This window comes from Flavobacterium piscinae (assembly GCF_004122145.1).
Taxonomy (GTDB): Bacteria; Bacteroidota; Bacteroidia; order Flavobacteriales; family Flavobacteriaceae; genus Flavobacterium; species Flavobacterium piscinae.
On record NZ_SBKQ01000009.1, the window covers coordinates 141,655 to 159,783 of the forward strand.

The 18,129-nt window shown below is 34.1% G+C and carries 20 protein-coding genes; 1 reads left to right on the top strand and 19 read right to left on the bottom strand.

Going from position 1 to position 18,129, the window contains the following annotated elements:
• Window positions 1-7: 7 nt before the first annotated feature.
• The 19 genes from EQG68_RS09985 to EQG68_RS10075 form a co-directional block, all read right to left on the bottom strand.
• Window positions 8-265 (bottom strand): phosphopantetheine-binding protein, encoded by a 258-nt coding sequence (locus tag EQG68_RS09985; protein WP_129464744.1) that lies wholly within the window; start codon window positions 263-265, stop codon window positions 8-10.
• 22 nt (window positions 266-287) lie between these two features.
• Window positions 288-689 carry a 3-oxoacyl-ACP synthase gene (locus tag EQG68_RS09990; RefSeq protein ID WP_317125519.1) on the bottom strand — a complete coding sequence of 134 codons (402 nt, stop codon included), beginning with the start codon at window positions 687-689 and terminating at the stop codon, window positions 288-290.
• 160 nt (window positions 690-849) lie between these two features.
• On the bottom strand, window positions 850-2,004 hold the full coding sequence (locus EQG68_RS09995) for a beta-ketoacyl synthase N-terminal-like domain-containing protein (protein ID WP_129464746.1): 1,155 nt from the start codon (window positions 2,002-2,004) through the stop codon (window positions 850-852).
• A 6-nt stretch (window positions 2,005-2,010) separates the two neighbouring features.
• Entirely contained in the window at window positions 2,011-2,460 is a 450-nt protein-coding gene (locus EQG68_RS10000) for an acyl-CoA thioesterase (protein ID WP_129464747.1), read from the bottom strand.
• A complete protein-coding gene (locus tag EQG68_RS10005; protein WP_129464748.1) occupies window positions 2,435-3,703 on the bottom strand; it encodes an ABC transporter permease in 1,269 nt (422 codons plus the stop codon). Before EQG68_RS10005 ends, EQG68_RS10000 begins: the two co-directional genes overlap by 26 nt.
• Window positions 3,704-3,710: 7 nt before the next feature.
• The gene (locus tag EQG68_RS10010; RefSeq protein ID WP_129464749.1) at window positions 3,711-4,466 is read right to left on the bottom strand and encodes an ABC transporter ATP-binding protein; all 756 of its coding nucleotides are present in this window, start codon (window positions 4,464-4,466) and stop codon (window positions 3,711-3,713) included.
• A 6-nt stretch (window positions 4,467-4,472) separates the two neighbouring features.
• On the bottom strand, window positions 4,473-5,468 hold the full coding sequence (locus EQG68_RS10015) for a BtrH N-terminal domain-containing protein (protein WP_129464750.1): 996 nt from the start codon (window positions 5,466-5,468) through the stop codon (window positions 4,473-4,475).
• Window positions 5,468-5,872 carry a hypothetical protein gene (locus tag EQG68_RS10020; RefSeq protein WP_129464751.1) on the bottom strand — a complete coding sequence of 135 codons (405 nt, stop codon included), beginning with the start codon at window positions 5,870-5,872 and terminating at the stop codon, window positions 5,468-5,470. Before EQG68_RS10020 ends, EQG68_RS10015 begins: the two co-directional genes overlap by 1 nt.
• Entirely contained in the window at window positions 5,872-6,333 is a 462-nt protein-coding gene (locus EQG68_RS10025; protein WP_129464752.1) for an ABC transporter permease, read from the bottom strand. Before EQG68_RS10025 ends, EQG68_RS10020 begins: the two co-directional genes overlap by 1 nt.
• 3 nt (window positions 6,334-6,336) lie before the next feature.
• Complete coding sequence (locus EQG68_RS10030) at window positions 6,337-6,774, bottom strand: hypothetical protein (protein ID WP_129464753.1); 438 nt, start codon at window positions 6,772-6,774, stop codon at window positions 6,337-6,339.
• Complete coding sequence (locus EQG68_RS10035) at window positions 6,775-7,908, bottom strand: beta-ketoacyl-ACP synthase III (protein ID WP_129464754.1); 1,134 nt, start codon at window positions 7,906-7,908, stop codon at window positions 6,775-6,777.
• A gap of 18 nt (window positions 7,909-7,926) precedes the next feature.
• Entirely contained in the window at window positions 7,927-8,829 is a 903-nt protein-coding gene (locus tag EQG68_RS10040) for an NADPH-dependent FMN reductase family protein (protein ID WP_129464755.1), read from the bottom strand.
• Between the two features lie 55 nt (window positions 8,830-8,884).
• Window positions 8,885-10,534 (bottom strand): phytoene desaturase family protein, encoded by a 1,650-nt coding sequence (locus EQG68_RS10045; RefSeq protein WP_129464756.1) that lies wholly within the window; start codon window positions 10,532-10,534, stop codon window positions 8,885-8,887.
• Window positions 10,535-10,586: 52 nt separating this feature from the next.
• Window positions 10,587-11,468, bottom strand: coding sequence for an LpxL/LpxP family acyltransferase (locus EQG68_RS10050; RefSeq protein ID WP_129464757.1), 882 nt, complete (start codon window positions 11,466-11,468; stop codon window positions 10,587-10,589).
• A gap of 5 nt (window positions 11,469-11,473) precedes the next feature.
• Window positions 11,474-11,731, bottom strand: coding sequence for an acyl carrier protein (locus EQG68_RS10055; RefSeq protein ID WP_129464758.1), 258 nt, complete (start codon window positions 11,729-11,731; stop codon window positions 11,474-11,476).
• A gap of 9 nt (window positions 11,732-11,740) precedes the next feature.
• Window positions 11,741-12,961: a beta-ketoacyl-[acyl-carrier-protein] synthase family protein gene (locus EQG68_RS10060; protein WP_129464759.1), complete on the bottom strand. Its 1,221-nt coding sequence runs from the start codon at window positions 12,959-12,961 to the stop codon at window positions 11,741-11,743.
• A gap of 15 nt (window positions 12,962-12,976) precedes the next feature.
• A complete protein-coding gene (gene fabG, locus EQG68_RS10065) occupies window positions 12,977-13,708 on the bottom strand; it encodes a 3-oxoacyl-ACP reductase FabG (protein ID WP_129464760.1) in 732 nt (243 codons plus the stop codon).
• Window positions 13,709-13,735: 27 nt separating this feature from the next.
• Window positions 13,736-14,845 carry a WG repeat-containing protein gene (locus EQG68_RS10070; RefSeq protein ID WP_129464761.1) on the bottom strand — a complete coding sequence of 370 codons (1,110 nt, stop codon included), beginning with the start codon at window positions 14,843-14,845 and terminating at the stop codon, window positions 13,736-13,738.
• A 28-nt stretch (window positions 14,846-14,873) separates the two neighbouring features.
• Window positions 14,874-16,394, bottom strand: coding sequence for an HAL/PAL/TAL family ammonia-lyase (locus EQG68_RS10075; protein WP_129464762.1), 1,521 nt, complete (start codon window positions 16,392-16,394; stop codon window positions 14,874-14,876).
• A 112-nt stretch (window positions 16,395-16,506) separates the two neighbouring features.
• Here EQG68_RS10075 and EQG68_RS10080 point away from each other — a divergent pair, with 112 nt between their 5' ends.
• Window positions 16,507-17,745 (top strand): NAD(P)/FAD-dependent oxidoreductase, encoded by a 1,239-nt coding sequence (locus EQG68_RS10080; protein WP_129464763.1) that lies wholly within the window; start codon window positions 16,507-16,509, stop codon window positions 17,743-17,745.
• The last annotated feature ends 384 nt before the right edge of the window (window positions 17,746-18,129 follow it).

Here is an 18,129-nt window from a genome sequence, read left to right on the forward strand (position 1 = left end):
ACAATTCTTATTTTGTACGATTTGCTGAGATGTAATTGGCCATTGTTTCCACTGATTGAAAAATGGTTTTTCCTTCTTTCGGGTCAGTTAATTTGATACCATAATCTTTGTCTAACAAAACGATTAACTCCAAGGCATCAATAGAATCTAAACCAATTCCGTCTCCAAACAATGTTTCATTATCATCAAATTCCTCAACAGAAATGTGTTCTAAATTTAATGCTGCTATAATTTTTTCCTTTAATTCTTGCTTTAATGCTTCCATATAATTATTAATTCTTTACTTATTATTCTACTATAAATAGTTTTGCTAAATAGCTTTCGTCAAAATATTCCACCCATCCGCAAAGCACTTTTGTGGCTTTTTTGTTTTGTAAAAGCGATGTTGCATACTGCGTCAAAAATACTTCATTATTTTCTTCAAACACAAAAAAAGCATTCTCCGATTTCAATTGATGTTTAATGCTTATTTCTCCTACACAAATATTTGGTAATGTATAAACAAAAACAGCCGGACTCGGATAATAATTTTCTTTGTCATCAATAGACTGTTGAAACTTTACGTCAGTATCTAAACTAGATGAACGGTTGGCAAAAACCAAAGCAACATTGTTTTCGGCTTCTGCAATTATTTGTTCACTCAGCAAAACTTCAGATGCTAAAAATGCTAATTTACTCAAATTGTCCATTTTAAAAAATTTTGGATAATTTATTCCGAATTTTTTATAAACAGACTTAGCAAATTCTGCAAATGAATCTCCCTCTGTTTCAAATATTTTTTCTTCATTGAAAAAAATAATATTTGACTCAATTTTGCACGAATTTGTTATAGTAAATTGACTTTTCAAATTAATTTAATTTTTTAAAAATTACTGCTGTATTGCATCCGCCAAAACCGGAAGCCGTTTTTAAAAAATAATTGATTTCAGCCGGTTTATTTTCTTTTATCACGGCGATTGATTGCGATGTTCCGTCATGCTGAAATCCTTTTGACATAATCAAATGGTTTCGTTTAGCACTTTCAATCGCGATAACTGTTTCCAACAAACCGGAAGCTCCTAATGTGTGACCGTAAAATCCTTTAAGGCTGTTAACAGGAACATTTTGCAAATGTAGTCTATTAAAAGCAATCGCTTCCATTTCATCATTGTATAAAGTTGCTGTTCCGTGAGCAGAAATATAGTCGATTTCTTTGACTGTAATATTCGCTTCCCTTATCGCACTTTCAATGCTTTTATATAATCCTTCACCTGTTCTGGATGGACCGGAAATATGATTAGCATCATTAATCGCACCGTCACCACAAATTTTTATAGCGTTTGATTCAACTTTATTATTGTCGGAAGTTAGATACACCGCTGCAGTTGCTTCGCCTAAAGTTACTCCATTTCTGTCTGAATCATAGGGTTTACAAGGCATTTCACTCATGGCTTGGAACGAATTAAATCCGGACAATACAAATTCCGAAACTTCATCTCCGGCTAAAATAAATGCATCGTCATACACACCAACTTGAATCATTCGTTTGGCCACAGCAATTGCTAAAACGCCAGAAACACATGCATTTGAAAGCACTATAGGTTCTGTTGTAAAACCAAATAATGAGCTTATTTTTTTGGCTAAGAAAGCCAATTGAGCTTCTTTAACCGGATTTGACTCTAATTCTAACGAACTGATATTTCCTTTGGTAGTAGAAAAAACAAATGCTGTTCGATTAGAAATTTGATGTTTTTCTACCAAAGGCAACAAAGCCAAAAGCAACATTTTTTCTAATTTGGTAAACTTTTTATCCGAAACAGAAAAAGGAAAAACCGTTTTATCGAAAACCTCATTCAACTCAGTAGTAGAAATGATTGAAGCATAAAACTGCTCCAAATTTCCAACATTTTTATGCAATTTTATTCCGCTTTTTCCTTGCTGAAGCGCATCCCAATTCGAATTCACATCAAATCCGAGCGGAGTAATGCAATTGGTTTGGGTAATATAAACACTTTTGTTATTCATGAAAAATTATTTCAAAAGTCCCACTTTTCTTTTCCATTCTTCATAAAATGGAGGGTTATTAAGGGATAAATTTCCGTTTACATCCACAAAAACCTGCACTGTCTCGCCTGTACAAGCCACTTCATTATTGGCATCGAAAATTTTATATCTAAAAATCATTTTGGCTGCAGGAGTGTCAATTATAGTAGTTTCAATTCGGGCTACGTCACCATATCGCAATGACAATTTATGTTCACAAACCGATTTTACAATTGGCGTTGTAAAACCATATTTATGCACATCGAGATAGGAAATACCATGCTCACGACCAAAAGCTTCACGACCATCTTCAAAATAAGTAATATAATAGCCATGCCAAACGATGCCTAAAGGGTCGGTTTCGTTAAATCTTACTCTGATATCTTTGGAAATGGTTAATTGCGTAGCTTCATCAAACTGCTCTTTTCTTTTTGTCATATGCGATTGCAATAGTTACTGTGATTATAAAAAACAAAAGTAATAAACTTATTTCAGTCAAAATTTCTAAAATTCCACCATTTCGTAGCAAAACATCATAAAAAGCATTCAATCCCCAGTTCATTGGCGAAATATGTGCGATGAATTGCATCACTTTTGGCATGGCAAAAACCGGAATCCAAACACCTCCCATTGCTGCTAAAATCACCACCGAAGTTGCTCCAAAAGGAGCCGATTGTTCTTGGGTTTTGGCTAATGTCCCCAACAAAATTCCGAAACCAACCGCTGCCAATCCGGCAAAAATGGCTACGATACTCATTAAAAATAATTTTCCATTCACATCTAAAGCGGGTAAACCAATATGTGGAAAAAGAAAAACTCCAACGGCTACCATCAAATAAAATTGAATCATACAAATTACCAAATAAGTTGCTGTTTTTCCGGCAATAACCACGGCGTAAGGTACAGGATTGGTAATTAAACGCACAAGAGTTCCTTGGCTTTTTTCTTTCACTATGTTTATGGAAAGCGGCACTACGATGAAAAAAATCGCAAACAACGTCCAAGCCGGGACATTATGCTGTACTGAGTTGGGTAAAATTTCTTTATTATTGATAGTTGGCACAATTTCTTTAAACGAAATAAAACTTTCCTGTTCAAAAACAGGTTCATCACCTTCACCTAATTGTTCTTGAAAAGTAGTATATATCGATCTTGTTTCGATTTGCGAAATCATTTTATCAATGGCGTTTTTTACCCCATTTTTGAATGACAATTGTGTGGCAGGGTCAAAATATAATTTTATTTCTTTGGGTTCAATTGTTTGATTTTTAACATTAGTAGATGTTGAATCAGTTAAGCCAAATGAACTTACGATTCGATCCACATTTTGATTTACTTTTAATTGTAAATCGGAACTTAATTTTTCCGGAATGATGATTGCTAATTGATATTTTCCTTTAAAAACGGCATCTTGGGCAATTTCTTCCGTAATATTTTTACCTTTCAACTGTGAAAGCACTTCAAACGAACCACTTTCATTTAAATTTTTACGAACGGTTTTCGAAATCGTATCATTATCGTTATCCACTAACAAAATCGGAATTTTTACATCTGACATCGATTTATAGGTACCGTCTTGTATTAAAGTGATGGTAATGATAAGTATCAAAGGCATTACGAAAAGTATAACTAAACCGCCAAAATCTCTTTTAAGCAGAAGCGTTTCTTTGTAGACCGACATGAAAAACTTATATAACATCACGAAGTTCTTTTCCTGTTAATGAAATAAAAACATCTTCTAAATTCGAAGCGTTTTCTGTTTGAGCAATCAATTGCTTTGGTGTTCCTTGTGCAAAAATTTTACCTCTATCGATAATGGCAATTTGCGTGCAAAAATCTTGAGCTTCCACTAAATGATGAGAAGTATAAATGATGGTAGTTCCTTTAGAATTAAGTTCTTTCAAGTAATCAATAATTACATTTTTCGATTGAACATCTACTCCAACGGTTGGTTCATCTAAAAATAAAATCAACGGATTGTGTAAAATTCCGGCAATCAGGTTGACACGTCTTTTCATTCCTCCGGAGAAAGTTTCTACTTTTTTATCGGCAAACTTCAATAAACCTAAATGTTCAAGCGATAATTCAAGTTTTGATTTCAATTCTTTTCCTTTCAAACCATACATACTACCAAAATACAACAAATTTTCTCTTGCTGTTAAGGTGGGATACAACGCATATTCCTGCGGAACAACACCCATTAATTTTTTAATTTCGGTAGCGTTATTTTGATAGGATAAATCGTTGATAGAAAATTTTCCCGAAGTAGGTTTTATTAAACCGCAAAGTACAGAAAGTAACGTTGTTTTTCCTGCTCCGTTTGGCCCCAACAATCCAAATATTTCCTTTTCTTCAATAATCAAATTTAGATTATTTATCGAAAAATCATCGGCATCTTTATATTTTTTAAAAAGTTGGTCGATATGAATGATGGACTTTTTCATGACAGCTTATATAGCTTTTTTGAGCATCTTAAAGAAATTTTCTTCTAAATCGGCAATATGCAAAAGTTCTTTTGAAAGACTATTGTAAACATCGGTTTGATTACTTCTGTTTTTATAAACTCGAGAAGCATTTACGGCAAAATCTCTCCACAAATCGCCAATTTTGGTCATTTCTTTGGAAAGTTCATACAATTTATCATTTTTTAGTATCGGAGCAGCTTCTTGTAAAAAAGCAGCATAAATAAATCGAAACCCTCCACCTCCTGTGCCAATTTCCTCTTGCATTCGAACCATTTGTGCGAGGTAATGGTTCGCAATTTTATTTCCTTTTTTGTTAGCCCATTTCGGAATATTTTTGGCAACGGTTCTAATACCTTTTACGCCTACGATTGGAACCGGTGCGAGCATTTCTCGGCACGTATTTTTGATACCTTTTTTGATGGCACCTTCCCAATCAATTTCTGTAGGAATATGAATTGGATAATACATTTGACCTTTTGGAGCTAATGCACCTTTAGCAAAACGCACCTTTTCGAGTTCCGCTTCTGTTAAAGTAGTTACAGTTTCCATTACCGGATCACTAATTAAAAAATGATTATCTTTTTTACCATAAACCACTAAATTGTGAGCATTAAAGTGAAAACGATACTCATCAGGAAAATAGGTTAGATGGTAAACCCCCACTTGCAAGCCGGTTGGAATATTGTTTTTTAAATTTTCTTCTAAAGCAATTTGAGCACTTTTTTCGTTTGAAAATTTAACGCGTTTTACTTTTATTCCAAGTCTTTTGGCGGCTCTGTTGAAAATAAAACCCGGCATTGGTCGGTAACTGATTGCCGGAGCATGATTTACTTTTAAAAGAGGAAGGTAGAAAAACAATATTCCGGAACCAATTCCAAAAACCATTGGTTCGCTAATGTTAATTCCACGATGCTTCAAGAGATTGGAAGCAACACCATTTTCGCAGTGAGCGGATTGATGATGAATAAAATTTGTTTCCATTATTCTCCCTTAAAATTTTTTAGCTCCTCGATTGAAATCTCAAAAGCTTCAGCATATTTAGATAAGACTTTATTGCTTAATCGTTTAAAAACAGCTGGTTTTCGGTGTCTTTTTACTCTCCAAATCCACATTCCAACATAAGAAGACAACACAACCCAATCCATTTTATGTAGCTCCATAAAATATACAATTGGACTTATTTTACCGTTTTTAACATCTACTCTTGCATTTTCGATACGTTCATTAATATCTTGAATAGAATTTTGCAAAGCGATGGTTTTTGGTTCCCAGCCTGTGCTTAAAGCTGTGGTATAGTTTCCATTTTCATCGATTGCATAACACAACTCTTTGATGTTATTTTTGGACAAATTGCCCTTATCCTGAGGTACTTCTTCCTTTTTCATTAATTCGTTTTCTGGATAAAGAGATTCAACTCGGCTTCAAAAAGTAATAGGGTTTCAAAATACGTAGTGCATTTCATACTACAAATTTTGTATTCATCGGCATCAAATCTGGAAATTAAAACCGCTTTGGTCTGAATTGTATTTCCGACTATTGGTAAAGAATGAACTTGTAATTTTTTGATTCCGCTGATAAATCCCACGACACTAACATCTTTCTTTTCATTGTGATTATCATCAATAAAATAGGATTTCGCAACAATAGACGAGCAAGTTTGTGCCGCATTTTCAATTAATCCAATTTCTGTAAAAACAGAATTGTCAACAAAAAGATTATTATTTTTAATTTCAAAAATTGTAACTACCTCATTTTCATTAAACTCAACAATATAATCAACCATCAACATGGGTGCACGATGGGGCAGATAATTTTGTATTTCGATTAAATTTTCCAGAGGTTGCATAATTTAATTTGCTAAAACAGTTTTCATTTGACCTTTGGCAATTTCGACACCGTTTACTTTTGATGAAATATCCACTAAAGTTACTCCCATAAATTCATGAAGAACTGTTACGAATGTTACTATTTCATCTTTTATTTTTGGTAATTGACTGATTTCGATACTTTTTATAGAACCGATATATCCCACCGGAGCAGGTTGTTGTTTCAAATAAAACTGGTAGCCGGTATACAAAGCTACTGATTGAGCCATGTGTTCAATTAAACCTGATTCTTGAAAAACAGCGTCTTTTACAAAAATATTATTTTCTGGAACAGTTAAACCAACTACAATTTCATTTTCCTTGAAATCAATTAACTTGTCCACCATTACAAATGGAAATTTTTGCGGAATTAAATTTTCTACAAAGTTTTTATTTAAAATAGGCAAAGTAACCTTTTCCATTTAGCAAACAGTTAAATAAGCGTAAGCATACGAAAAACGACCACTCTCAGGAACTGAAAGTAATAATTTATCACCTTTTTTTAATTTTCCTGAGTTCATAATTTCCTCAACCATTAAAAAAATAGATGCTGAGCCTACATTTCCTACATTTTTTAAATTCATGAACCATTTTTCCATTGGAATTTCAATTCCTTTTTCGGCAAGTGACTTTGCTAATTTATCAACAAAATAATACGAAGAAACATGGGGTAGAAAATAATTAATTTCATTTGGACTAATATTGTTTTTATCCAGAGCAGCTTTCATACTCTCTGCTCCTTTTTCCAAAATATATTTGTCTAACAATTTCACATCTTGTTTGATAGCAAAAATCGATTGTTCTAACCATTCATTGGAATGAAAATCACTCCAGGGTTTGATTTCACCATTTTCCATTTTATCTCCGCCGGCATACATACATGCTTCCAATTCGTGAGCATAGGAGAATGCTTCCATCCATTCAATTTTTAATGGGGTTTTACCTTTGGGTTTATTTTCTAATAAAAAAGCAGCTGCTCCATCAGAAAGCATCCATCGAAGAAAATCTTTTTTGAAAGCTAATATAGGATGTTCTTCAATGCTTTGTTCATGAACAATCTCTGCTTCATATTTATCGGCAAGTAACCAAGTTGAAACTCTTTCAGAACCGGTACAAACCGCATTTTTTGAATTTCCTGACTTCACCGAAAGGTAACCAAACTTTAATGAATTCATACCGGCATTACATACTCCCGAAGACGAATTTAATTCTACCGATTTATTTTTCATCAATCCATGAACCATCGCAGCATGCGATGGGAGCAGATTATCCGGAGTTGATGTTCCGCAAGAAAGCACTTCTACATCGGTTGATCTAAATGATTCATCATACAAGGTTTCTATAGCCAAATTCGTTAATTCTGCATTGGTGTGTGTTGGAACACTATTTTCATCTAAGGCATAATATCTGGAAACAATTCCGTTTTTACGAAGAATAATTTTTCTTGCTTTTGATGCGGAATTATTGATTAAACCCAAAAAAGATTCCATTTCGTCATTAGAAACAGCTTTGTTTGGCAAAAATTTTCCGGATTTTGTTATGTAAACGTCAAACATATGTATTCAGTTGTCAGATCAAACCTGTTTATAGTAAGTTTTTTCTTTCTTAATTTGGTTAGTTTTAAAAGGAATCGAAAAAAGGTGCAATATATAGACAATTGGTGAAATTATCCATATTGCCACGAACAAATATATGTTAAAGAATTTTAACCATGTTTGTCTTGAGCTGTTTTTTTTCACAATCAAATTTGCCCATTTAGTAAACATTTTATTGGCCTTTTTATCCATTTCAATTAAAAATGGTCTAATTTCAACTGCATCATTAGCCACAAGCTCATTTTGAAGTGATTCAAAGTGATTTGATTTTAAATATTTTAAGATAATTTCTCCAAATTTGGATGAATTTGAAATTTCTTCATCGGCAACTCCAGGCTTAGGAAAAATTCCTAAATAGTTGGTTTGTTTTCCAGTAAACATCCAATGCACAATTGTAATTACACTGATATGATTGATGTGTCTGTCGACTAACGCAATATTTCCAACCAATTTGGCATTGGCTTCTATTAATGATTTTTTCATTTTTTCCTGAGCCATTATCCACATGTTCCTTGCACCAATCACGGTTACAACAGGTGTATCTTTGATAATTTGCTGACCAAAGTCACTTTTTAAAAATGAATTAATTGGAATAGACGGCGTTAAATACCAAACTTGGTAGGCCAAAATAACCAAATCATACTTTTTATTTAAAAGATCTTGTGAAGGGCTATGAATTGGTGCCGGAATTTGCAAAAAAGACTCAGGAAAAGCATCAAAAAAGTCAGCTTTTGGCCAGGGAAAAGGAAAAGGCTTTTCCATCTCTATGTTGTAAAAAGTAACCGAAATTTCTTGGTCATTCAAAAGTGGTTTGGCAATATTTTGAGCAATTTTTTCTAATTGACCGGATTGCGTGTAATAGATTACAATAACATTTTTCATTGCTTCATTGTTCCTTTCGTTTGTTTTTAAAGATATAAAAAATATATTAAGTAAATTAAATTTTTACTTCTTTAAAAGTTCTGATTTTATCTTCGCGTTTAGCCAAAACATACTCATTCCATGTAGAAGAATCCTCTGCATCGAAAATGGTTATTTTTTGTGATTCATCTTCTATCAAAAAATCGGTTGATTTGAAATTTAATATTTTGGCAGCCGCTTCCAAACCGGAATAGCTTGCACCTGTAACACCATGTGAAAGTGTACTTGCTCCGCAGAGATAAAGATTTTCAAATTCGGTTTGATTTTTATAGGCAAAAGGACCTATTTGTCGCAATGTTTTTTCGGTTCCGTATACATTCCCTCTGGTACTGTTGATATAAAATTGGTTTGTTTTAGGGGTTCCCAATTCGGCTTGCACAATATGCTCTCTGACTGTTGGAATTAATTTCTCAACCGTATTTAAGAATTTATCTATGATTTTATTCTTAAATAATTCGTATTCCGGTGTGTGATATTTTTCTTGATTAAACTGTTTGAAACTATCAAAATCTACATAGGTTACAATTTCAAAATTGTGGTACCTTCCATTAAAACTTACCGGATCTTTAAGTGTGGTGCAACTCATAAACAGAGCCGGAAACTCTTTACCTTCTGTAATATTTCCTTTTGTAAGTTCATCAAAATGACCGTCAATATTATCATCTTTAAATTTCCAAATATTTCCGGAATCAATTCCAAATTGTGTTACATCCAAATCAACTGTCAAAAATAAAATTAAAGAAGTTACGGAATACCTTGTTTTATCAAGTCTTTTGAGCAGTTTTTTACTGCAATTCTCTCCACCAATTAGCTTAAGAAAAGTGGTAGATGGGTCTGCATTTGAAATGATGTTTTTGGCAAATAGTTGTTTCCCGTCAAGCATTTGCACTCCAATTGCTTTTTTATCTGACAGCAAAATTTTACTCACCTTTTGCTTAGTTCTGACCACACCTCCATAACTTTTAATTTTGGTGGTCATCGCTTTAACTATTCCACCGCCTCCACCCATTGGGTAATAGCCCCCTTCAAAGTAATGATTCATAACTGAACAATGAACCGGGAAACTTGCTCGATTGGGTGGAAGACCGTGATCTCCACACTGAGCATTTAATATTGCTTTCACAAGAGGATCTTTAACATGCCATCCAATTACTCGCTTTAATGAAAATAATGCAAACTTTCCAAAATGTTTCGTGCGAAAAGGAACTGTGACTTTTTGCCAAAGTCCTTTTAATTTTGGAATTAGTTGAAGTTCGTAATTTACTTTTTCAATTAAAGAAAGATATTCTCTGATGTTTTTTGCTTCTTGTGGAAATTCGGCAGCCAGTTTGTTTTTTAGATTTTCAATTCCGGCCGGATAATCAAATTGATAATCACCTACATGACAATGGTCATATCCATTTTTATTCATCCTGAAAAAAATCAGGTCATTGGCAATTCCCAAACTTTTATAGAGTTGATTAGTAGATTGACCTTCTGCCAGTAATCCGATGTAATGTACTCCGGGGCTAAAACGCTGCCCGTTTAAGGTAAAACTATGGCACCATCCACCCGGAACATCGTGTTGTTCTAACACCAAAACTTTTTGTCCGGCTCTTGCTAAACAAAGAGCTGTGGTTAACCCTCCTGCCCCTGAACCTATAATGATTGAGTCAAATTCTTCCATAGTTTATTTAGTTGGTCAGCTAACTAGAATTTGATTAGCTATCATTATTTAGTTAGTTTTTTATATCGTCCCAAAAATCAAAATAATTGAACCATTGCAACGGGTATTTTTTCAGCATTGATTCTACACTTTCTATATAGGCCTTTAACAGCCCTTTTTCATCGCGGTATTTAGTGTTTGCTTCTCTGGCATAAAGATGATAATGCAGGTTTTTTTCTTTCATGACATACACAAAAACTACCGGAACTTTCAATCTGGAAGCAATTAAAAATGGTCCTGCCGGAAAATTTGCCTCTTTCCCTAGAATTTGTTCGGTCAAACATTTTGTTCCTTGAAAATAGCGATCACCGGTAAAACAAATTAATTCATTGTTTGCCAATGCATTATTAATATCAAAGATATGGGACATATCCTCTTTAACCAAAATAAATTTTATTGATGATTTTTGGGCTATACTCTCCAAATAATCTTTGATAACGGTATGCTCTAAATCAGTTGTTACTAAGCTAATTTGACAATCTAAGTCGATATCCGCCAAAAAATGTTCTGCAATTTCAAAATTTCCAATGTGAGCACTAATAAGTACACCCCCATTTTTTTTGGCTAAAAGATTCTTAAGTATATCGATACCGTCAAATTCATACGTAAATCGATTTCTAAGACCGAAAGAAATGGCTGTTTTATCAATAATGGTTTGCCCGAAGGTAAAATAACTTCTAAAAACAGCTACTCTAGTTTTAAGATTTGAATAACCTAATCTGTTTTTAAAGTAATAGCCAATGGCTTGGTTGCTTTTCTTTAGAAATAAAAAATAATAAGAAGCTACGAAGTAAAGCACAAAATAGGATGCTTTAATTCCTAACTTCTTTATACAAAAAACAAAAATCTTATAACCCAGTAGTGTTCCTCTCGATTTTCCGTCCCACTTGCTCATGGTGGTTAAGCGTTTTCTTTTACTTTAATCTTATTTTCAATTAAATCATAAAAGTTTTGAAAAGTGGCAATTCCAACAAAATCTGCCTCTCCTAGTTTTACACCAAAATTAGCTTCTATTGTTACAACCAAATCAACATAATCCAAACTATCTAATCCAAGTGTGTCTTTTAAATTAGCTTCGGGAGAAATTGTATCTCTATCTACCTCAAACTCCTCAACTAAGAAACCATTAATAGTTTCAATAATATCTGCTTTATTCATTTTTTAAAATTATACTTTTTTAACTACAAGTGCTGAATTTGTTCCTCCGAAACCAAAGGAATTCGACAAAAATATATTAATTTTTGTATTTATCGTACTTTTAACAATATTTAATTTAGCAGAATCTTCATCCGGATTTTCAAAATTGATATTTGGAGCAATAAAAGAATGTTGCATCATCAGGATAGAATAAATCACTTCACTGGCTCCAGCCATCCAGCATTCGTGCCCGGTCATTGATTTAGTAGAGCTTACAGGCGTGTTGTTTTCTCCAAAAATTTCAAAAATTGCTTTTGCTTCATTTCCATCACCAACTGGGGTTGAAGTAGCGTGTGCATTAATGTAATCAATTTGATCCGGTGTAACATTTGCCTGAGCCATCGCTCGTTTCATAGCTGTAGAAGGACCATCTACGTTTGGAGTTGAAATATGACCGCCGTTGGATGAAAATCCATAACCAATTACTTCGGCAATAATTGGTGCTCCTCGTTTGACAGCAGATTCATAACTTTCCAATATTAACGTTGCACCACCTCCACTTGGAACTAAACCGTCTCGTTTAGCATCAAATGGTCGTGAAGCTTTGCTTGGATTTGCTTCATCTAAAGAAAAAACGCCTAATCCGTCAAAACTAGACATGGCATATTTGTTGATTTCTTGAGCTCCACCACAAATGATTGTGTCTTGCAAACCACTTTTTATCAGATGATACCCTAACCCAATGGAATGTGAACCACTTGCACAGGCAGCACTAACCGTTAAATTAATCCCTCTCAATCTGAAAATTGTAGATAAATTCATCGTTACGGTAGAATTCATCGATTTAAAAATAGCACCTGAACCAATTAAAGTAGTGTCTTTCTTTTCACGAATAATATCGGTAGCTTCTATAATTGCCATAGAAACACTATCGTTTCCATAGAGAATTCCAACTTCATTTGTGTCAAAAAAGCTATCATCAATGTTAGCATTTCGTAAGGCTTCGATGGTAGCCATATAGGCATATTCCGTTTCTTCGCCAATACTGATTCGCTGTCTGCGACTGAGTAACGCTTTTAAATCGGGTCTTGGCACTTTTCCTGTTAAGGCAGAACGAAATCCAAAATCTTTCCTTTCCTGGTCATAAATTATTCCTGATTTGCCTTCGTAGAGTGATTGTTTCACTTCGTCTAACGAAGTTCCAATGCAGGAATAAATTCCCATTCCGGTAATAACTACTCTTTTATCCATGCGTATTCCTGTATTTTAAGAATATATTCCTCCATTAATATTAATCACTTCTCCGGTAATATATCCAGCCTTTTTTGAAACTAAAAAACTTACTAAATCCGCCACCTCTTCGGCTTCACCAAATCGGTTTACAGGTACTAATTTAATTAATTCGTTTTCATCAAGCGAACCGGTCATATCTGTGCGAATAAATCCGGGAGCTACAGCATTCACCGTAATATTACGCTTGGCAACTTCTTGAGCCAAGGCTTTGGTAGCAGCCACAATAGCACCTTTAGCCGCTGAATAATTGGTTTGACCTGCAGTTCCTTTTACACCGGAAACCGAGGCCATATTGACTATTCGACCATATTTATTGCGAAGCATTTTTTGAATGAAAAAATTGGTGACATTAAAAAACCCATTCAAACTGGTGTTGACTACATTACTCCAATCGTCCTGTGTCATCCACATAAAAAGGCCGTCTTTTGTGATACCTGCATTATTAACGATAACTTCGACAATGGCTTCCGGATTTTTTTCCTGCCAATTAGATAAGGCAGTTGTTACTTCCTCTGCATTGGAAACATTAAATTGAATAATTTCACCTGTTGCTCCTTTGTTTACAACTTCTTGAAGCGTTTTTTCGGCAGCTTCTTTATTACTTTGGTAATTAATAAGGATGTGGTAATTACTTTCTTCCGCTAATTTTTGACAAATAGCACTTCCAATTCCTCTTGAACCACCGGTTACTAATGCACACTTCATACTAATGTTATAAATTTTATTCTTATTTTATTTTTGAAAAAGTTCAGCGTTATCAAAATATTGATTTCCTAAGATTGTACCATCGGTTTTTAGAAAACACCATTTTTTGTTTGCTTTTACTCTGGCTAAACCATTAACAAATCCTTTGTCTTCGTCTCTAAAAACACCGAATCCAACGGCGGTGATTTGATAATTTGTAGGAATGACTAATTTCCCGTTTACATCGATAAAACCCCAATCTTTAGATTTAACCGGAGCCAATCCATCTGCAGAAAAAACTTCCACATCATCGTACATGGGTTGAACAACAAACTCACCTTTTGTGTTGATAAAACCCCATTTTTTTCCATCAAAAGCCGGAGCCAATGACTTTGAAAAAGCCCTTACTTTATCAAACTTTGGTTCAATAACCCAATTTCCATTTATATCGATAAAACCAATTTTTTTATTTTTTCTGGCGTAAGTAATGTCTTCAGCGTAAAAATCCCATATTTTATCTGCCCCATCTACTTGTTTAAAAGCATTTTCTTTTATGATTCCAAACGCTTCGCCTTTTCTACCCCATGTTGTATTTTTGTAATAATTTCCAATTTCATCATATTCAGTATTGACAACCTCTTTTCCGGACTTATCAATAATCCCCCATTTATCGTTGTTTTTTACCCGGGCATAATTACCTTCAAATCCTTTAATAACTTGGTATTTTGGTTGTAAAACCACTTCGCCTTTTGGATTAATCAAACCAATTTTGTCACCTTGACGAATGAAAGCTACTCCATTTTCAAAATCGTATAATTTTTCGGAAGGAGGCATTTGAAGTTCTTTCCCTGTTTTGTCGATATAAAACCATCTTTTTTCTTTTTCAACCAAACAAATACCACTGTTAAAATATTTCACTTTAGTGAATGTAGCCGGAATAGCCCAATCTCCTTTTGCATTAATAAACCCCCAGTTACCATTATCTAAAGCGGCCGCCATGCCTTCTGAAAAATTTTTGGCGTCTTTAAATTTTGGCAAAATTGCATATTCTCCGGCTTTAGTAATATAGCCAAATTTATCCCCTTGTTTTACAAGTGCAAGTTCTTGTGCAGAAATGAACTGAACAAACAAAACCATTAAAAGTGTAAGCTTTTTCATGTTTATAAATGTTATGGTTAGTACTAATTTATATTGACATCAAATGTTCTTTTACCTTTTGAACAAAAGGATACATCACTTGATCTTCCTTAAATTTTGGAACGATTGAACGTACATCATCGTATAACTTTTTGGTAACCGATGACACTTTTGCATCATATCCCAATGCATCAATCGCCTGAACTATCGTTATAGCTTCTATGGCTACTACTTCAAAAGCATTTTCAATTACTTTACCCGTAATTACCGCCGCATTGGTTCCCATGCTCACAATATCTTGATTATCATTATTGTTGGGAATACTGTGCACATACATTGGATTAGACAACATCTGGTTTTCAGCTGTTGTTGATGTGGCCGTAAATTGAACACCTTGCATACCAAAATTAAACCCTAAAGTACCTAAATTAACAAAAGGAGGCAAGATTTCGTTCAATTTTGAATTCAAAAGATAATTTAATTGTCTTTCAGACAGCATTGTTAATTTTGTGATTACGAGTTTTAACTTGTCCATTTCAAGTGAAATATAATCGCCATGGAAATTACCACCATGATAAACATGTTTGTTTTTTACATCAACAATCGGGTTGTCATTGGCTGAATTTATTTCTTTTTCCAACACAGAAGCAACCGATTTCACTGTGTCTAAAACCGGTCCCAATATTTGTGGTACGCAACGCAACGAATAATATTCTTGTACTTTTTCTTTGAAAACATCTTCCGTATTTTCGCCGGAATACAGATGATCTTCTCTTTTTCGAATGAGTTGACTGTCTTTTAAATTTGTTCGCATTTTTTGGGCGATTTCCTGTTGTCCAAAATGCAGTTTTGTTTCATTTAATTCGGCAGACAAATGATCATCATATGCTGAAACAATTTCATTAATAGCACAAGAACATTTTACGACCCAGTCGATTAATTTTTGAGCGTTAAAAACATTTACAACACCAATTCCTGTCATCACAGAAGTCCCGTTCATTAAAGCTAATCCTTCACGGATTTCAACTTGTATAGGCTGAAGATTTTCAATTTTAAATACTTCTTGCGTGGCCTTTCTTTCGCCTTTGTAAAACACTTCACCTTCACCGATCAAAACTAACGCTAAATGAGCTAATTGAACCAAATCGCCACTTGCTCCTACGCCACCATGTTCAAAAATTAAAGGTGTAATATCACGATTGATGAACTCCTTCATTAAATGAATAACTGAAGGATGAACCCCTGAATTACCTAATGAAAGCGTATTTAATCTTGCTAAAATAGCCGACTTTACAAAATATGGATTTAAAGGTTTACCAGTACCTGATGAATGACTTCTAATCAAATTGTATTGTAACTGAATTTGATCTTCTTTTTTAATTCGGTATTGAGCCATTGGTCCAAATCCGGTGTTTACGCCGTAAATCACCTTATTTTGGGCAAACTCTTTTAAAAAACTATAACTCTCTTTTACTCTTTCTAAAACTTTATCACTTATCTCCGCTTTATCATTTTTAAAAACGATGGACACAAATTGTTCCAAGTCTAAATATTCTCCAATAACGCTCATTATAGTTACTTTAATTTATAAATTTTATAAGAATTTATTTTTAATTTAATGGGAATGTAATTACATTTGAACGGCAAAGATACTATATTATAAAATACAAAAAAAAGAAATAATGACAACAGAATCAGTAGATGTATTGGTCATTGGGGCCGGACCTTCGGGATGTGTTTCCGCATCTTATTTATTTAACAACGGTGTCTCGGTAAAAGTTGTTGAAAAGACAAAATTTCCTCGACTCGTTGTTGGAGAGAGTTTGATTCCCAGAGTGATGGACCATTTTGCTGAAGTTGGATTGTTTCCCGCACTCGATGCCATGAATTTTGAAAAGAAATTAGGAGCTCGATTTATACGCGGAGAAGAAATTTGTGTTTTCGATTTTAGTGAAAAATATACTGAAGGTTGGGATTGGACTTGGCAAGTCCCCAGAGCGGATTTCGATAACACATTGGCTCAAGAAGTCATTAAAAAAGGGGTTGATTTAGAGTTTGAAAGCGAAGTAATCTCTGTTACTTTTGAAGGAAAAAATTCAACTACCGTTATCAAAGATAAAGAGGGCAATTTAAAAGAAATCAAGGCAAAATTCATTATTGATTCCAGTGGTTACGGAAGGGTTTTACCTCGTTTGTTGGACTTGGATACTCCGTCAAAATTAGATCCTCATTCGTCTATTTTCACTCATGTGAAAGATGTGAATCGTCCGGAAGGCGAAGAAGGCACCTTGATTTCTTTTGATATTTTAGAAACAGAAGTGTGGTTGTGGGTGATTCCTTTTTCAAACGGGAATACTAGCCTTGGTGTAGTTGGCCCTACCACTTTTATCAATTCCCTATCCGATAAAAGTAATGCGGATGCATTGCGTAATGCCATTCAATTGTCTGATTATTACATCAAACGTTTTGGTGATGTTGATTTTCTTTTTGAACCTGTAAAATTGGAAAACTATTCCCGTTCGGTAAAGAAAATGTACGGCGATGGATTTGCACTAACCGGTAACAGTTCAGAATTTTTAGATCCTGTTTTTTCCTCCGGTGTTGCTTTTGCAACCGAATCAGGAATTCTGGCTGCCAAATTAATTCACAAAGAATTGAAAGGCGAAAACGTGGATTGGGAAACTGAATTTACCGGTTATATGAAAAGTGGAATTGGCGTGTTTACCACCTATGTAAAAGAATGGTATACCGGAAATCTGCAAACTTTATTTTTCCATCAGCCAGAAAACCCGGATGTAAAAAGAAAAATCTGTGCAGTTTTGGCCGGATATGTCTGGGACGAGACCAATCCGTTTGTTAAAAAGCATGACAATGTGATTAAGAATATGGCACACATGATTAATATGGAGAAGGAAGCATAGACAAAATATAAACAATAAAAAAGCCGTTGAAATCAAAAATTCCAACGGCTTTTCTATTTTTTAAAGAAGCAACCGGGCATATAAATAGTTCATGAAAAATGTTTTTTAAAAGCTTCGCAATCGTCTCCAGACTTTGCAGAATTTTTTTAATACGTTTTTAAATTATAATAGCACTGGATTTTAGTTGCTTTTTTATTAAATTTATATGTCGCAAAGTCGAGAGGCATTTGCGAAGCGTTGCTGATAAGAAGACTTGCGGAGCCTTTAGATTTGTTCATTGAAAATTTTGTAATTTTAATAACAACCAAAACTGACAAAGTAAACCATTTGCGGTAGCAAAGATTTCAGACTTATCCCCCGATCAGGACTTTGTCAGTTTTATTG

Coding starts and splice junctions, on each gene's coding strand:
- EQG68_RS10000 (WP_129464747.1), bottom strand. CDS start 2,460: ATGACAAAAAGAAAAGAGCAGTTTGATGAAGCTACGCAATTAACCATT.
- EQG68_RS10005 (WP_129464748.1), bottom strand. CDS start 3,703: ATGTCGGTCTACAAAGAAACGCTTCTGCTTAAAAGAGATTTTGGCGGT.
- EQG68_RS10075 (WP_129464762.1), bottom strand. CDS start 16,394: ATGAGCGTTATTGGAGAATATTTAGACTTGGAACAATTTGTGTCCATC.
- EQG68_RS10015 (WP_129464750.1), bottom strand. CDS start 5,468: ATGGAAACAAATTTTATTCATCATCAATCCGCTCACTGCGAAAATGGT.
- EQG68_RS10010 (WP_129464749.1), bottom strand. CDS start 4,466: ATGAAAAAGTCCATCATTCATATCGACCAACTTTTTAAAAAATATAAA.
- EQG68_RS10030 (WP_129464753.1), bottom strand. CDS start 6,774: ATGGAAAAGGTTACTTTGCCTATTTTAAATAAAAACTTTGTAGAAAAT.
- EQG68_RS10070 (WP_129464761.1), bottom strand. CDS start 14,845: ATGAAAAAGCTTACACTTTTAATGGTTTTGTTTGTTCAGTTCATTTCT.
- EQG68_RS10035 (WP_129464754.1), bottom strand. CDS start 7,908: ATGTTTGACGTTTACATAACAAAATCCGGAAAATTTTTGCCAAACAAA.
- EQG68_RS10020 (WP_129464751.1), bottom strand. CDS start 5,872: ATGAAAAAGGAAGAAGTACCTCAGGATAAGGGCAATTTGTCCAAAAAT.
- EQG68_RS10060 (WP_129464759.1), bottom strand. CDS start 12,961: ATGGATAAAAGAGTAGTTATTACCGGAATGGGAATTTATTCCTGCATT.
- EQG68_RS10050 (WP_129464757.1), bottom strand. CDS start 11,468: ATGAGCAAGTGGGACGGAAAATCGAGAGGAACACTACTGGGTTATAAG.
- EQG68_RS10045 (WP_129464756.1), bottom strand. CDS start 10,534: ATGGAAGAATTTGACTCAATCATTATAGGTTCAGGGGCAGGAGGGTTA.
- fabG (WP_129464760.1), bottom strand. CDS start 13,708: ATGAAGTGTGCATTAGTAACCGGTGGTTCAAGAGGAATTGGAAGTGCT.
- EQG68_RS09990 (WP_317125519.1), bottom strand. CDS start 689: ATGGACAATTTGAGTAAATTAGCATTTTTAGCATCTGAAGTTTTGCTG.
- EQG68_RS09985 (WP_129464744.1), bottom strand. CDS start 265: ATGGAAGCATTAAAGCAAGAATTAAAGGAAAAAATTATAGCAGCATTA.
- EQG68_RS10025 (WP_129464752.1), bottom strand. CDS start 6,333: ATGCAACCTCTGGAAAATTTAATCGAAATACAAAATTATCTGCCCCAT.
- EQG68_RS09995 (WP_129464746.1), bottom strand. CDS start 2,004: ATGAATAACAAAAGTGTTTATATTACCCAAACCAATTGCATTACTCCG.
- EQG68_RS10080 (WP_129464763.1), top strand. CDS start 16,507: ATGACAACAGAATCAGTAGATGTATTGGTCATTGGGGCCGGACCTTCG.
- EQG68_RS10040 (WP_129464755.1), bottom strand. CDS start 8,829: ATGAAAAATGTTATTGTAATCTATTACACGCAATCCGGTCAATTAGAA.
- EQG68_RS10055 (WP_129464758.1), bottom strand. CDS start 11,731: ATGAATAAAGCAGATATTATTGAAACTATTAATGGTTTCTTAGTTGAG.